Origin of the sequence: Halomonas sp. (assembly GCF_052095695.1) — a bacterium.
Lineage (GTDB): Bacteria > Pseudomonadota > Gammaproteobacteria > Pseudomonadales > Halomonadaceae > Vreelandella.
Genome location: NZ_JBQDLQ010000001.1, coordinates 31,381 through 45,563 on the forward strand (window position 1 = coordinate 31,381; position 14,183 = coordinate 45,563).

The 14,183-nt window shown below is 54.4% G+C and carries 13 protein-coding genes; 3 read left to right on the forward strand and 10 right to left on the reverse strand.

Going from position 1 to position 14,183, the window contains the following annotated elements; all coding sequences use genetic code 11:
• Positions 1 to 83: 83 nt before the first annotated feature.
• From ACTH5D_RS00160 to ACTH5D_RS00180, 5 genes are all read right to left on the reverse strand, one after another.
• Complete coding sequence (locus ACTH5D_RS00160; RefSeq protein WP_441667647.1) at positions 84 to 401, reverse strand: DUF6693 family protein; 318 nt, start codon at positions 399 to 401, stop codon at positions 84 to 86.
• Positions 402 to 478: 77 nt separating this feature from the next.
• Complete coding sequence (locus ACTH5D_RS00165) at positions 479 to 799, reverse strand: hypothetical protein (RefSeq protein WP_441667648.1); 321 nt, start codon at positions 797 to 799, stop codon at positions 479 to 481.
• A gap of 53 nt (positions 800 to 852) precedes the next feature.
• A complete protein-coding gene (locus ACTH5D_RS00170) occupies positions 853 to 1,842 on the reverse strand; it encodes a lipid A deacylase LpxR family protein (protein WP_441667649.1) in 990 nt (329 codons plus the stop codon).
• Between the two features lie 240 nt (positions 1,843 to 2,082).
• Positions 2,083 to 2,622: a YaeQ family protein gene (locus ACTH5D_RS00175; protein WP_441667650.1), complete on the reverse strand. Its 540-nt coding sequence runs from the start codon at positions 2,620 to 2,622 to the stop codon at positions 2,083 to 2,085.
• A gap of 67 nt (positions 2,623 to 2,689) precedes the next feature.
• On the reverse strand, positions 2,690 to 3,391 hold the full coding sequence (locus ACTH5D_RS00180) for a glutathione S-transferase family protein (protein ID WP_441667651.1): 702 nt from the start codon (positions 3,389 to 3,391) through the stop codon (positions 2,690 to 2,692).
• A 265-nt stretch (positions 3,392 to 3,656) separates the two neighbouring features.
• On the opposite strand from ACTH5D_RS00180, the gene ACTH5D_RS00185 reads away from it, so the two are divergent.
• Genes ACTH5D_RS00185 through ACTH5D_RS00195 form a run of 3 tightly spaced genes read left to right on the forward strand, consistent with a single transcriptional unit; the run spans position 3,657 to position 6,859 of the window.
• Positions 3,657 to 5,036: a GntP family permease gene (locus tag ACTH5D_RS00185; protein WP_441667652.1), complete on the forward strand. Its 1,380-nt coding sequence runs from the start codon at positions 3,657 to 3,659 to the stop codon at positions 5,034 to 5,036.
• A gap of 9 nt (positions 5,037 to 5,045) precedes the next feature.
• Entirely contained in the window at positions 5,046 to 5,816 is a 771-nt protein-coding gene (locus ACTH5D_RS00190; protein WP_441667653.1) for an SDR family oxidoreductase, read from the forward strand.
• A gap of 32 nt (positions 5,817 to 5,848) precedes the next feature.
• On the forward strand, positions 5,849 to 6,859 hold the full coding sequence (locus ACTH5D_RS00195; RefSeq protein ID WP_441667654.1) for an L-idonate 5-dehydrogenase: 1,011 nt from the start codon (positions 5,849 to 5,851) through the stop codon (positions 6,857 to 6,859).
• A 50-nt stretch (positions 6,860 to 6,909) separates the two neighbouring features.
• On the opposite strand, the gene ACTH5D_RS00200 is transcribed toward ACTH5D_RS00195, so the two are convergent.
• The 5 genes from ACTH5D_RS00200 to ACTH5D_RS00220 form a co-directional block, all read right to left on the reverse strand.
• Positions 6,910 to 7,527 carry a LysE family translocator gene (locus ACTH5D_RS00200; protein WP_441667655.1) on the reverse strand — a complete coding sequence of 206 codons (618 nt, stop codon included), beginning with the start codon at positions 7,525 to 7,527 and terminating at the stop codon, positions 6,910 to 6,912.
• Between the two features lie 154 nt (positions 7,528 to 7,681).
• Entirely contained in the window at positions 7,682 to 8,455 is a 774-nt protein-coding gene (locus ACTH5D_RS00205; RefSeq protein WP_441667656.1) for an enoyl-CoA hydratase/isomerase family protein, read from the reverse strand.
• Positions 8,456 to 8,593: 138 nt separating this feature from the next.
• Positions 8,594 to 10,222: an acyl-CoA synthetase gene (locus tag ACTH5D_RS00210; RefSeq protein WP_441667657.1), complete on the reverse strand. Its 1,629-nt coding sequence runs from the start codon at positions 10,220 to 10,222 to the stop codon at positions 8,594 to 8,596.
• 112 nt (positions 10,223 to 10,334) lie between these two features.
• Positions 10,335 to 12,122 (reverse strand): acyl-CoA dehydrogenase, encoded by a 1,788-nt coding sequence (locus ACTH5D_RS00215; RefSeq protein WP_441667658.1) that lies wholly within the window; start codon positions 12,120 to 12,122, stop codon positions 10,335 to 10,337.
• 143 nt (positions 12,123 to 12,265) lie between these two features.
• On the reverse strand, positions 12,266 to 13,639 hold the full coding sequence (locus ACTH5D_RS00220; RefSeq protein ID WP_441667659.1) for an MFS transporter: 1,374 nt from the start codon (positions 13,637 to 13,639) through the stop codon (positions 12,266 to 12,268).
• Positions 13,640 to 14,183 lie beyond the last annotated feature (544 nt).

A 14,183-nucleotide genomic window follows, 5' to 3' on the forward strand; every position in this document is an offset into this window, starting at 1 on the left:
GGGCGCCTTTAGCATCGCTAAAGGCGCCCGTGCTGACACATATCGCTTGGCTGTTTTACGCTACGCGCTATTGAATACGTGAGTTATTGAGTGCGCGAATTATTCAGTGCATAGTTCCACACCCGATAAACGTAAAAAATATACCCAAGCCCAAACGTTAATAGTGAAATGATAACCCACAGGATGATGTGGCCAATATTGCTGAAGAGGCTGATATCACACACCATTTTCCGCTCCACGCCTGTCGCTGTGTCAATAACGGAAGTGCGGTTAATAACAAATCTTGCAAACGAGTATGGAAAGAAAAATAACGCTATACCGAAGGTAATCACGCTCAGGATTAGCCAAAGAACCAGATGACCGATGATGTCGATAATGGATAGATCCGCTTTAATGTTCACGCTGCGTCCTTAAAGAATAAGAGCGGCGCAGAATATCATCACACAAGGCAAACACGCATTTACATTAGCAAGGCAGCTTACGCCAGATTCTCCCACCACTTGGCATAAGAGCTATTATGCGGGGCAAAACCCGTCTCATCGGGCGCGTCATCATCCCACCACACCGGGCCGCGCTCTCCCAATGCTTCTTTAGCGGCTTGCACCGCCTCGCGAGCGCGGCCTAGCCCCGCTTCATCGTTCTGTTGCTGGGTGGTTCTCACTGCACGTCGAGCTTTCATTAAGGCTTTAATGTGCACGCGCCTTTCGTCTTCACTTAAACGCGGATCAGTACAGCGCCATAGTCGATTCTTAGCGATAAAGTAGCGCCCATCAGGCGTGTGAGGATATTTATTGGCCATGCATATCCTCCCCTATTGAAAGACGCTTAACATTATTCGTCGCGTTAAGCCGCTTAGAAACGCTTGGATAGCGCAATAGAACCAAACTTATCCTGATCTTCCTGTCCGTCGAACTCACGCGAGCGCTGCACAACCGCGTAGGTGACCTGCCAATCTTCCCAGGCAAGCGCCAGCCCTGCTGAGACGTCGCCCACCCACTCTTTACGATCAACCGAGTGGCTGTCTCTGAAAGTATTACCATCAAGCGTTAGGTTTTGCGCCATGTAGTAGCCGTCTACGCTCGCAAACAGGTACCACTGCAAGCCTTGCCTTCCCGTCATATAGTGACGGCTACCGGGGCTAGGCGTCAGCGTAGGAATGCCGGCAGCTTCATCGCCCCAGCGCACGCTGTAGCCCGCACCAGCATAGGTATACAGATTACCTAGTGCGGTACTGACACTCGGTCCATGGGCAAACTCTTTACCGATAAACGGCGTGCTGTTCCACCACTGGCGACGCATAGCAGCATTGACGATTGGCTCATCGCCAATTTGATTATTCCAGCCGTTAGGACGGTCGCTGCCGGTGATACGGTGTACTTCACGCTGAATACTATCGGCAAGTGACGACGGCCCTGCCAATCCAATATCTAGATGCAGGTCAGTCGACTGAACCCAGCTACCCATTGGCACATCTTCGTAAAGCGATACGCCACCATAAACAAGCCCGGCATATGGGCGATCATCTTCAATCAGCCCCGGCTGCATAATATTGTTAGGCGTATAAATTTGGTGCACCAAGCGATAAGCAGCCATGTCTGCACTGCCGATAATGCTATCGGGTAACGCGGTAGCTAAACGCTGGGTCCAGCTTTGTGCCTCAGGCTCAAACATCCAATTAAGCTCAAAGCCACTCGTGAAGTGGCCATCGTCACCGCTGGCGATACCGTCATTTTCATGCTTAATCGTGAATACACTGTTGCCTGCGTGTGCCAGTGTTGGCAGCAGGCTAATGGCTGCTACTAGCGAGAGCAGCTGCCAACGTAAAGAGGGGTATCCGCGCATTGCTCGTTCCTTGAGAGAGGCCTTGAGACAGTTTTTAAAACAGTTTTAAGACAGCTGTTGAGGCAGTTTTTTGAGACCGCCAACAAACATTGTTGATTGTATGTAATTGTGCAAAAAGATAGCAAGCTATAGTTTTCTTTTCCTCGCGTGGAAAAGCTTAAGCAGCTGAAACAGCAGGGATGAGCAATGGCTACCCCTTCTCATATTTATAGCTTAGTCGAATAAACCCAACGATAAAGATTAACGCTCGCGCAGTAGCCATTGAGGGGTAATTTCATGCTGGCCGTTCTCATCGGTAATAAACAGCGATTCTTCGCTGATCATAATGGCCCAGTTGATAGCCCTTGGCAGATCTTTCGCAATCACCGCTAGCGCCTCTTGCGGAAGCCTCGCCACATGCACATTTTTCAACGAGGATACGCTCGGCAGTACTTTGCTTTCCCATAAGTCGACCCGGCCGTACGCAAGCAGCGAAACCCGCTCTGCCCGGCGCGAGCACCAGGTAAGACGCTCGGCATCGGGCAGCCCGACTTCAATCCAGTGCAGCAAGCGCCCATCCAAGCTTTTCTCCCATAGCGCGGGTTCGTCCACATCGGAAAGCCCGCGGCCAAAAGCTAGCACCTCGCTGTACCACAGCACATAGGCAAGCAGGCGCGCGGTCATGCGTTCTTCAGTTTCCGAGGGGTGACGCGCCACGGTAAAGCGCAGCGTCTCGTACACGCTGCGATCCAGATCGGTCAGATTAATATCAACTTTATAGGGCGTTGCACTAAGGGCCATGGATGTTTCCAAACAAAAATTTTCGCCAGTGTACCTGATGCATAGCGCATCGCGTGAGCTAAGCGAGTTAAGGCTGTCGATAATCCGCTATTAGCGCGCCATTCTTGAGCGTTTCAGTTTCGTGCATAGGCTCACGCCACGGCTCTTCAAGCGCAGACTGATACCACGCACGCATGACGGGCAGCGCAAGTAAACGCTCTACATAAGCCTGAGAGCCTTCACTAACCGGCAGATTAAACGTCTGCATGCGAAATGCTACCGGGGCATAAAAAGCATCCACCGCGGTGAAGTTTGCGCCCGCTAAATAAGGCCCACCAAAGCGCTCAAGCCCCTGCTGCCACAGCACATCCAAGCGAGCAACATCGGCTTTAAGGCTATACGACAATCCCTTTAGCTCAACGCGCACGCCGCAATTCATTGAGCAATCGTCACGTAGAGCACCAAAACCGCTGTGCATTTCAGCAGCGGCGGAGCGCGCCCAGGCGCGTGCGAGCTTATCCGATGGCCACACCGCTTTATGCTGCTCGGCTAAGTACTCAATAATAGCGAGCGAATCCCATATCGCCAGCTCGCCACCGGTCGTCATATCAACTAAGCAAGGCACTAAGCCTGAGGGTGAAAAACGTAGAAAGGTGTCACGACTTTCACCCAAACCACCTTCAAACGGCATGAGATGTTCTTCAAACGGAATGTCTAGAACCTTCATCAATACCCATGGGCGCAGCGACCAGGACGAATAATTCTTATTGGCGATATAAAGATCAAACATGAACACCTCAGCTTAATAGAGACTGAACGACAATTGATGCCATAAACACTCACAAACCTAGCAAACACAATCGAGTAAACATAGCCGTATCGGCGCACATCCTACGCCTATCTGTTTATCAGAATTGCTGTCGCTGGACTAGTGGTTATCCCAACGCCGTTGTTCGTCCATTTAAACCAAGGTCGTGTATCCAGCCCGCATTCAAGCTGTAAAATGTTACCGATAACATCGACAGTCATTAGCCTTACTTTTTCGGAGCGCTCGCATGAACGGATGGACTCAGACGATGTCCGCAGGACCACTGCTAAGCATTGCCGCAGTGGCTGTCTTATCCCTTTTGGTGTTAATCATCAGGTTTAAAATGCACGCCTTCTTGGCATTGATGCTGGTGAGCCTGCTCACCGCGCTAGCTACCCAAATACCTATTGATGCCATTGTACCCACGCTGGTGAATAGTTTCGGTGGCACGCTAGGGGCCGTTGCGCTGCTTGTCGGCCTGGGTGCGATGCTTGGCAAGCTGGTTGAGCATTCGGGGGGCGCGAAGGCGCTTTCTGACAAGATGATTGACGTCTTTGGCGAAAAGCGCGCGCCGTTTGCACTGGGTATAGCCTCGCTGCTGATGGGGTTCCCCATTTTCTTTGATGCTGGCTTGATCGTCATGCTGCCGATCATCTTTGCGGTATCACGTCGTTTAGGCGGCCCGGTACTGCTCTACGCCATGCCTGCAGCCGCGGCATTCTCGGTCATGCACGTTTTCTTGCCTCCTCACCCAGGCCCGGTGACCGCGTCGGAACTGTACAATGCCAACCTAGGTCTCCTTCTGCTAACCGGCGTAATAATTGCCTTCCCACTCTGGTGGATCTCAGGCTACATGTGGGGGAAAGTGGTCGCCAAGCGCCATCCTTTCCCGCTTAGCAATGGGCTATTTGGCGACATCAGCGACGACGAAGTGACCAATCCGCCTTCCGTTGGTGTGGTAATCAGCATGCTGATGCTGCCACTTGTACTGATCTTTATGAACACCGGCCTGAACTCGCTGCGCTCCATCGGCGCGGTTGACAGCGACCAATTGTGGTTTCAGCTTCTTTCAGCGCTCGGCAATACGCCTATCGCACTGCTTATTTCAACGTTAGTGGCTATGTTAGTGCTGGGCCGTCGCCAAGGAATGGAAGGCAATGCGTTAGAAAAAGTACTTGACTCCTCCCTCGGGCCGATTTGCTCAGTGGTGTTGATTACCGGCGCTGGCGGCATGTTCGGTGGCGTGCTGCGCGCATCGGGCATTGGCGATGCGCTATCCAGCTCGTTAAGCGATATTGGCCTGCCTATCATCCTGGCGGCCTATGTGATTGCGGTGATTATGCGTCTCGCCCAAGGGTCGGCAACGGTCGCGCTGGTAACGGCAGCGGGGCTAATGGCACCCGCCGTGATTGGTGGTGACTTCACCTCAATGCAAGTAGTGGCGATTACGTTAGCCACAGCCGCAGGCTCTGTGTTTGCAGGCCACGTGAATGACTCAGGCTTCTGGCTAGTGGGCCGGCTGCTCGGTATGGATGTCAAAACAACGCTGAAAACGTGGACCGTCCAGCAGGCGCTTGAGTCTGTGGTCGGCTTTATCTTCGCGTATATCATTTTCATGATGTTTTAGGTGACCACTATGCAGCAGGCACTTTTCGATATTAGCGACCGCTTAGCGTTGATAACCGGTTCTTCAAGAGGGCTAGGTAATGCTCTCGCAAGAGGGTTGGCACACCAGGGCGCGCGGGTCATCCTACACGGGCGTGACCTAGACAAAGTGAAGGCGGAAGCAGATAAAGTGGCGCAAGACACAGGGGCCACCGTTGAAGCGATCAGTTTCGATGTCACCGATGCTAATGCCACCAAGCAGGCGCTTGAAACACTGATTGATGACTACGGAACGCCGGATATTCTGATCAATAATGCCGGGCTTCAGCGCCGCGCACCGTTCAATGAGTTTGATACAGCTGATTGGGATGCTCTTATCGCGACCAATCTGTCGAGTTTATTTTATGTTTCCCGCGCCTTAACGCCAGCTATGAGCGCACGCGGCTCCGGCAAAATCATTAACATCGGCTCCGTGCAGTCCAAGCTTGCTAGAGAAACCATCGCGCCTTACTCCGCCACAAAAGGCGGAGTTGCGCTACTGACACAGGGCATGGCCGCAGATTTGGCCCGCTTCAACATCCAGGTCAACTGTATTTCTCCCGGTTATTTCAAGACCGAAATGAATACTGCTTTGTGGCAAGACCCAGCCTTTAACCAATGGGTCGAAAAGCGCACGCCAGCCCAGCGCTGGGGCCATTTCGACGAGCTGGTTGGCACGCTTATCTATCTCTGCTCGGGCGCCTCAAGTTTCGTTTCGGGGCAAAATATTTTCGTCGATGGCGGGATGACCTCGGTCGTTTAACTGCCCAGGCCTCCCCTTTAGGAAGCAGCGCCATGCAAGCATTAGTCATTCACGGTAAGCAAGATCTGCGAGAAGAAAGCATTACATTGCCTGCATTAGCCTCTGGAAAAGTACGTTTACGTATGTCTTTCGGCGGCATCTGCGGCTCAGATCTTCACTACTATCATGAGGGAGCCAATGGCGCTTTTGTGATTCGTGAACCATTGATTCCCGGCCACGAGATGTCGGGAATCGTTGAGGAAGACCCTAGCGGGCAATGGTCGCAGGGCACACCGGTCACGCTGCACCCTGCAACGTTTGGCAACAGTCAGCCCGGCATCGAAAACAAACCGCACCTGTGGCCCAACGGTGCTTATTTAGGCTCTGCCTCAACCTGGCCGCATACGCAGGGTGGCATGAGCCAGTTTTTAGATGTCGATGCCAGCATGCTAAGGGCCCTGCCTGATACCTTGCCTCTGGCACGTGCTTCTTTAGCAGAGCCCTTATCCGTGGGTTTGCATGGTATCCAGGTAGCCGGCGGGGTCGATCAAAAGCGCGTACTGGTGTGCGGTGCGGGGCCTATTGGCTTGCTCGCCGCTGCGGCAGCGCTTGCTAAAGGGGCCCGCGAAGTCAGCATTACCGACGTTCTGGATGGCCCGCTATCTCGCGCCCGTGCACTGGGGGTGCATAGCACTATTCAGATAGGCACGGATGAGCTGCCTCAAGAAGCTTTTGATGTGGTGCTAGAATGCACTGGCGTACCCGCATCGATCAACAGCGCTATTCTCGCCGTACGTCGTGCAGGCGTTATCGTTCAAATAGGCATGATGCCTGCAACGCCACAGCCGATTGCGCTAGCGTCATTGATTTCAAAAGAGGCACAGCTGAGAGGCTGCTTCCGCTTCAATGATGAAATTGATGAAGCCATCAGTCTTCTCGCTGCCGATGCCCGCTTCGATAGCATCATCACTCACGTACTGCCCGCCAAAGACGCCCAGCGCGCGTTTTCTATTGCTAAAGATGCGCAAGTATCCGGCAAGGTGTTGATCGAGCTTTGGAAGTAACAGAGCAATGATTAGGCAAGGCAAGCCTTGATGGCTTGATGGCTTGCCGGCTAACGCGCCGCTTGAGCTAACGTATTACCCCCCAGCCCCATCAATATGCCGCCGCCGATCCGCTGAATGAGCGTAGAAGAACCTTTAGAGTGCTGCAGCCATGCCCGTAGCGGGCTAGCAAGCAGCACTACCATGACATCTGCAGAAGAAAACAGCATATTGGTAGCAATGCCTAACCAGAGCAGTTGCCATGCCACCGGCATAGTGCTCTCAGGCTGCACAAACTGAGGCAAAAATGCCACAAAGAAGAGTGCAGTTTTAGGATTGAGCACTTCTACCCAAAAACTGTCGCGCAGCACGCGCCTTGTCGTTGCCAGCGGCACTTCAACGTTATGAGCCCCAACCCCCTGTTTCCATAGCCGTAACCCCATCCACAGCAAGTAGAGTCCGCCAATAATTTTCATGGCTACATAGGCAGGAGGAATCGCTGCAAATAAAAGCGCCAAGCCAAGAGCAGCAGCGATTACGTGGATATAACACCCTATATGCACGCCGATGACAGCTAACCACCCTGCGCGTCGGCCTCGCCCAAGCGTTTGCGCTGCGGTATACAGCATCGCAGGACCAGGCAGGTAGGCAAAACCAAGCGTGGCGATTAAAAAGGCGGCCCATTGCATAAATGACACTTCCCAATAACGCTAGTGATCAAATATAGAAATAAAGCATAGGAATAAAACGGGAGTGACACAGACGTCACCCCCACTACCAGTCAAAATTTATTAAGCAAATGCTTATAAGCTGACCTAACGCAGCAGGCCTTAAAGCGAGATGTTAAAAGTTAGCTTTGCGCTTTTCTACAAAGGCGCTCATACCTTCTTTCTGTTCTTCACCGGCGAAACATAGGGCAAACAGGCTCGTTTCCAGCGCTAGCGCGCTATCAAGGTCTTGGTCTAATCCATCGTGAACCGCCTGTTTAGCCCCCCGCACGGACTGCGGGCCATTGCCTTTAAGCTGCTTGGTGAGCTCTTCGACGTAGCTCTCCAGCTCAGCCTGCGGCATTACTCGGTTGACGAGTCCGATACGCAGCGCCTCTTGGGCATCAATCTTACGACCCGTGGTGACAAGGTCAAGCGCCATGGCGGGACCAACGCGACGCGGCAGACGCTGGGTGCCACCAAAGCCGGGGATAACGCCCAGCAGCACTTCTGGCTGCCCAAACACGGCGTTATCGCTGGCTACGGCCCAGTCGCAGGCCAGTGCCAATTCGCAGCCGCCGCCAAGGCAAAACCCGTTTACCAGCGCGACCACCGGCACTGGCAATGTCTCTAAGCGTTTAATCGTGCGCAGCGCTTGGCTGGCAAATGCTCGCGCCTCTTCAGGCGTTTTTTCGCGCATTTCGGTAATATCGGCTCCCGCCACGAAGGATTTCTCGCCCGACCCCGTAATCAGCACCGCGCGTAAACTCGGGTGAGCTTCCAGCGCCACTAAATGGGCTTCTAATGCGGTGAGCACTTCGCTGTTTAGCGCATTGAGCGCCTTAGGGCGATTAATGGTTAATCGCACCATTCCATCGTTATCAACTTTCTCAATCACTGACTCACTCATGGCGGCTCCTTAATTGTTATGGGCATACGCTGTTATATCGTAGCCAGAAAAACACCACTCAACCCTAGCGAACGCTTGGTTGAGTGGCAATGACTTCTTTTTGTCGCGCACGCAGGGTGACGAACGCCGCCCTTTCCTTTAACGGTGTTTAGCCTCTTCACGCAATACGAATTTTTGTATCTTACCCGTTGAGGTTTTCGGCAGTTCGCTGAAAATCACCGTCTTAGGCACTTTGTAGCCCGCCAAACGTTCGCGACAGTGAGCGATAATATCGGCCTCAGTGACTTCCCCGTAGCCGACTTTCAGCTTCACAAATGCACAGGGCGTTTCGCCCCACTTCTCGTCGGGCTTAGCCACCACCGCCGCCTCTTCGACGGCAGGGTGGCCGTAAATAGCGTCTTCTACTTCGATGGTCGAGATGTTTTCACCGCCGGAAATAATGATGTCTTTAGAGCGGTCTTTGATCTCGATATAGCCATCCGGGTGCCACACAGCCAAATCACCGGTGTGATACCAACCGCCCTCTAGCGCCTGCTCGGTTGCCTCAGGGTTTTTTAAGTAGCCCTTCATTACGTTATTACCACGCATCAGTATCTCTCCAATGGTTTGACCGTCTTTGGGGACAGGCTCCATGGTGAGCGGGTCGGCCACGCATAATGCTTCGAGCATGTGGTAGCGCACGCCCTGGCGAGCCTTTATTTTCGCCCGCGCCTCAAGCGGCAGCTCATCCCACGCCTCACGCCAGGCACAAACGCTCACCGGCCCATATACCTCGGTTAAGCCGTAAACGTGGGTAACCTCTACGCCGAGCGTTTCAACACCAGCAATCACCGCGGCGGGGGGCGCAGCACCGGCGGTGGTGACTTTCACCGAATGATCGAACTGGCGCTTATCTTCAGCGGACAAATTAACTAGGCCATTGAGAATAATCGGTGCGCCGCTGAAGTGGCTAACTTTTTCATCGCCAATTAGCTGCATAACCTTTATGGGCTCAACACGGCGCAGGCATACGTTGACGCCTGCATTAGCGGCGATCGTCCATGGAAAACACCAGCCATTGCAGTGGAACATGGGCAACGTCCACAGATAGACCGGGTGGTGGGGCATTGCCCACTCCATAATATTGCTCACCGCATTCAGGTAAGCGCCGCGGTGGTGATAAACCACGCCCTTGGGTTTACCCGTTGTGCCCGAGGTGTAGTTGAGCGAGATCGCACTCCATTCATCGTCAGGCAGCTGATAAGCGAAATCGGCGTCACCTTCATTGAGCAGCGCTTCGTACTCAATCTCCCCAATGCCGTTTGTTTCACCCAGAAACGCCACGTCGGCCACATCGATGATCAGCGGCTTATGTTCAAGCTTGGCAACGGCCTGCTGGATAACGTCAGCAAACTCGGGGTCCACCAGAATCGCCTTGGCTTCGCCATGCGCAAGCATGTAGCTGATCGCCTCAGCATCCAGGCGAATATTTAGGGTATTGAGCACACAGCCCGCCAGCGGCACGCCAAAATGCGCTTCATACATAGCCGGTATATTAGGCAGCATGGCGGCTACCGTTTGACCCGGCTGAATACCCCGCTGTTGGAGCGCAGAGGCTAGCTTGCGACAGCGCGTCCAGGTTTCATCCCAGGTGCGGCGAGTGCTGCCATACACAACGGCGGTATAATCGGGGTAAATAGACGCCGAGCGCTCGATAAAGGTCAGCGGCGAAAGCGGTACATGATTAGCAACAGTTTTGGGCAAGCCTTGCTCGAAGATAGCGCTCATGGTCGGCTCCTACGTATTGTTATTAAAAGCAATCGTTTTAAATGTATGTTTTGTTAGCCTACAAACAGCGCCGCCGCCTTTAAGGCGGCGGCACGTAGTTATGTTATTCGCGTCAATGAACCTCAAAGTCGCTAAGGCACTGCATGCCCGCCTCAATGACCGCACGCTGGGCGCGGCCAACCGGCAGCCATTGAGTGATAGCAAATTCTGCGCTGCGCAGTTTGGCCGTATAAAAAGGATCGTCGCTGCCGTTATCAAGCGCAACTTGAGCGCTAAGCGCCGCTTGCCCCATCTGCCAGGCGCACAGCACGTGCCCCGCTAAGCTGAGAAATGGCGTGGCGTAGGCCTGGACCGCGTCCGTTCCTTTTTCAGGGTCGGCACCCTGCTTGAGCACCATCGCTTGGGCGGTTTTTAGATCGTCTAAGCCGGCGGCTAAGCCACTGCCTAACGCAGCAAGCGCAGGGTTCGCATTGAGCTGTTCGACGGTAGTGGCAACGTCATCTAGCAGCGCCGTTAGCGCCTCGCCACCATCGCGCTGAAGCTTACGCCCCGCCAAATCAAGCGCCTGAATACCGTTAGTACCTTCGTAAATCGGGGCAATTCGCGCATCGCGCAGCAGTTGAGCTGCGCCGGTCTCTTCCACGTAGCCCATCCCACCGTGCACCTGAATGCCCATGGACGCGATATCGACCGCCTGGTCAGTTGAGAAACTTTTAATCACCGGAATAAGAATATCGGCGCGTGCTTGGGCAGCGCTACGCGTATCGCGGCTGTCTGCATGACGGGCTGTATCCAGCTCGGCAGCACAGTACAGCGCCAGTGCCCGCAAGGAATCGGTACGCGAGCGCATCGAGAGCAGCATTCGGCGAACGTCGAAATGATCGCTAATACTGCATTCAGCGCCGCCACGCGATGCCGGTGCTCGCCCCTGACGACGCTCAAGCGCGTAAGCGAAGGCATGCTGGCAGGCGCGCTCAGCCACGCCAATGCCCTGGATACCTACTTTGTGGCGCGCCTCGTTCATCATGGTAAACATATGATTCAGGCCGCGCCCTTCTTGGCCAACCAAGTAGCCAATCGCACCGCCGTTTTCACCAAAGCTTAGCGTGCAGGTAGGGGAACCATGAATGCCCAGCTTATGCTCAATAGATGCACAGGTGACGTCGTTGCGCTCGCCAAGCGAGCCGTCGTCATTGACCAAAAACGTGGGGACTAAAAACAGTGAAATGCCTTTATTGCCTTGCGGCGCATCGGGCTTTCGGGCCAAGACTAGATGAATAATGTTGTCAGCGGCGTCGTGCTCGCCCCAGGTGATATAGATTTTCTGGCCGCTAATGCGGTAGTGGTCGTTTTCGGGCACCGCGCGAGTGCGCACTTGGGAAAGGTCCGACCCCGCCTGGGATTCGGTAAGGTTCATCGTGCCCGTCCAGCTACCTTCCACTAATTTGGGCAAGTAAGTGGATTTGAGGGCATCGCTGCCGTGGTGCGCAAGCGCCTCGATAGCGCCAGCGGTTAGCATGGGGCAAAGACCTAGCGCCATATTGGCACCGTGCAGCATTTCCTGCACGGCGCTGGCCACCACTTCAGGCAAGTTCTGCCCACCTAGCGCTTCGGACACGCCAATACCGTTCCAGCCACCCTCTACATACGCCTGATAAGCCGCTGCAAAGCCATCCGGTGACGTCACGCTGCCATCGATATGACGCTTGGCGCCCTGTCGATCACCGCTAGCATTTAGCGGCCCCCAGACATCGCCTGCAAGCTTTGCCGCCTCTTCGAGCACTGCCTCGACTAAATCGGGCGTGGCCTCTTCAAAGCCTGGCAGGCTTAGCGAGCGATGCGCGAGCAACTCTTCTAGCACAAAGCGCAAGTCGCGTACGGGCGCGGCGTAAACATTCATGGCGAACCTCGGCGGAGAGTGAATCTGGGCATTCTTAAACAATTGTTTGAAAGTAGCGCTACGATAGTAGTAATACTCTCCCCCAGATACCATTAGCCCAAGGTATCAGCCGCTGCTAATAATGCCGCTATATTGCGATTGCGCTACTTGCGCACGCCCACCTGCTCCACGTCATCATAATAGGTGATATGACTTTCATCTTCGGCAGGCGGCCCTACCACTGGCTCAACGGCGTCAACATCCCATACCGCGTCGGACAAATCTTCCAGGTGCTCGTGCTCTAGCGCACCTTGCATCAGTTCCTCGGTCACCACTAGCTCGGCACCCGCTGCGGTCATTGGCGTTGTTGGCGTAAATGGAGCCACGGGCACCGGCGCTGGGCGAACATGGCGCCGCCAGGAAAAGAACATGACGAGGAACAGGCTGAGCGAACCAAAAGCCCAGAAGAGCCCTGCGTCGCCTATCGCTGTCATGACCGGTGAAATCATTAGCGGACTGAGCGTGGCGCCAATAGAATTGATCAACAGCAAGCCTTGGCTCATACGCACTAATGCGCCCGCGGGTGCACGGTCAGCGGCGTGGCTAACCGCGACAGGATAAAGGGCAAACACTCCGCCGCCGAGCAAGAACAGCAGCCCTGCTAACAGCGGTGTTGAGAGCGGTAGCCAGAGTATCGCCGCCGAGATCAATACACAGAAGCCGCTAATCCCAATCAACACCATCTGACGGTCGTGGCGGTCCGACCAGCGGCCAATGGGGTACTGCAGCAGCATAGCGCCCATAATCACCACGGCCATCATCTGCCCTACCTGGCTAACGCTCATGCCGTTACGCTGCAAATAGAGCGGTAGCAGCGTATAGGCCGCCGCCACTACCATGCCCGAGCCCAAACTCCCCATCACCCCGGTGGGTGTCAGCATAATCAAACGATGGGGAGGCAGCGGTTCAGCGTGTTCCATGATCGGCGAGACGCGGGGAATCATGGCCATTGGCAGAACGGAAAGCGAGGCCAGCAGGCCAATCACCATAAAGGGCGCGGTGACGCCCATAGCGTTAGTCACGCCTAGCAGCAGTTGGCCCAACACCCCGGCCCCGTACAGCGAAATCATATATAGCGCCAAGAGGCGGCCGCGGACCTTTTGATCCCCGGCGGTCAGCAGCCAGCTTTCAATGACCAGATAAACGCCCACCGTCGCCCAGCCGCCAATCAGACGTAGGCCAAACCAGGCCCATGGGTCGAAAAACAAGCCCTGTAACAGCACCGTAACCGCAACGAGTGAGGCGAAACTACCGTAGGCACGGATGTGGCCAATGCGCAGCAACAGGCGGTCATTCACCAGCGCACCCAGCGCTAAGCCGATAAAGTAAGCCGACGACACAATACCGATCACCGTGGCCGACTCACCGGCGGCGTCCAGACGCACGGTAATTAAGGTGGCAAGAAAACCGTTGCCAATCCCGAGAATGAATAGCCCTAACAGGGGCGCCAGCGCCATGGCTAATAGTTGCCGCGACATGAAAACCTCACCTCGCCTACAGGAGTGCAAAAACACGCATGAAACACGTTGCCAAATGTGCTCAAAAACACCGTCATCTCACCTGGCACACCTAGTCAGGTTGGGATATCGGCGCGCAATTATTGCCCTCGATGGTGCAAAGTCAATGCTTTTCGAATGCTTCTCTCACTCGCGCTGGCGGTTTATGAATAATAATCGTGTCAGGATCAGGAAATTCCACTACTAAATTATTCTTTTGTGCCCACCCGCGAAAGGTCGCCTCACTAAAAAACTAACGTACGCGGGGTCGTTAATATAGTGCCGGCGGGGTAAATAAACGCCCTAAAAAGCGTCGGTATCCCGTATCATGCGGCGAGTTTTGATGTTTATCGCATTCGGCTGTTGCCGCCGCGGCGCTCAAATGCTGCTCTGGGGGGGACAAATACCAGCGCGCACGTGGCACACTGTAATAGTCACGACGCCGGTCGCTGTGGTAAAGCGCTATGTGCGTTTCCGCGCATAGCGAACAGCGGCGCATCATCGTATTCTCTGGCTTATCGTTATG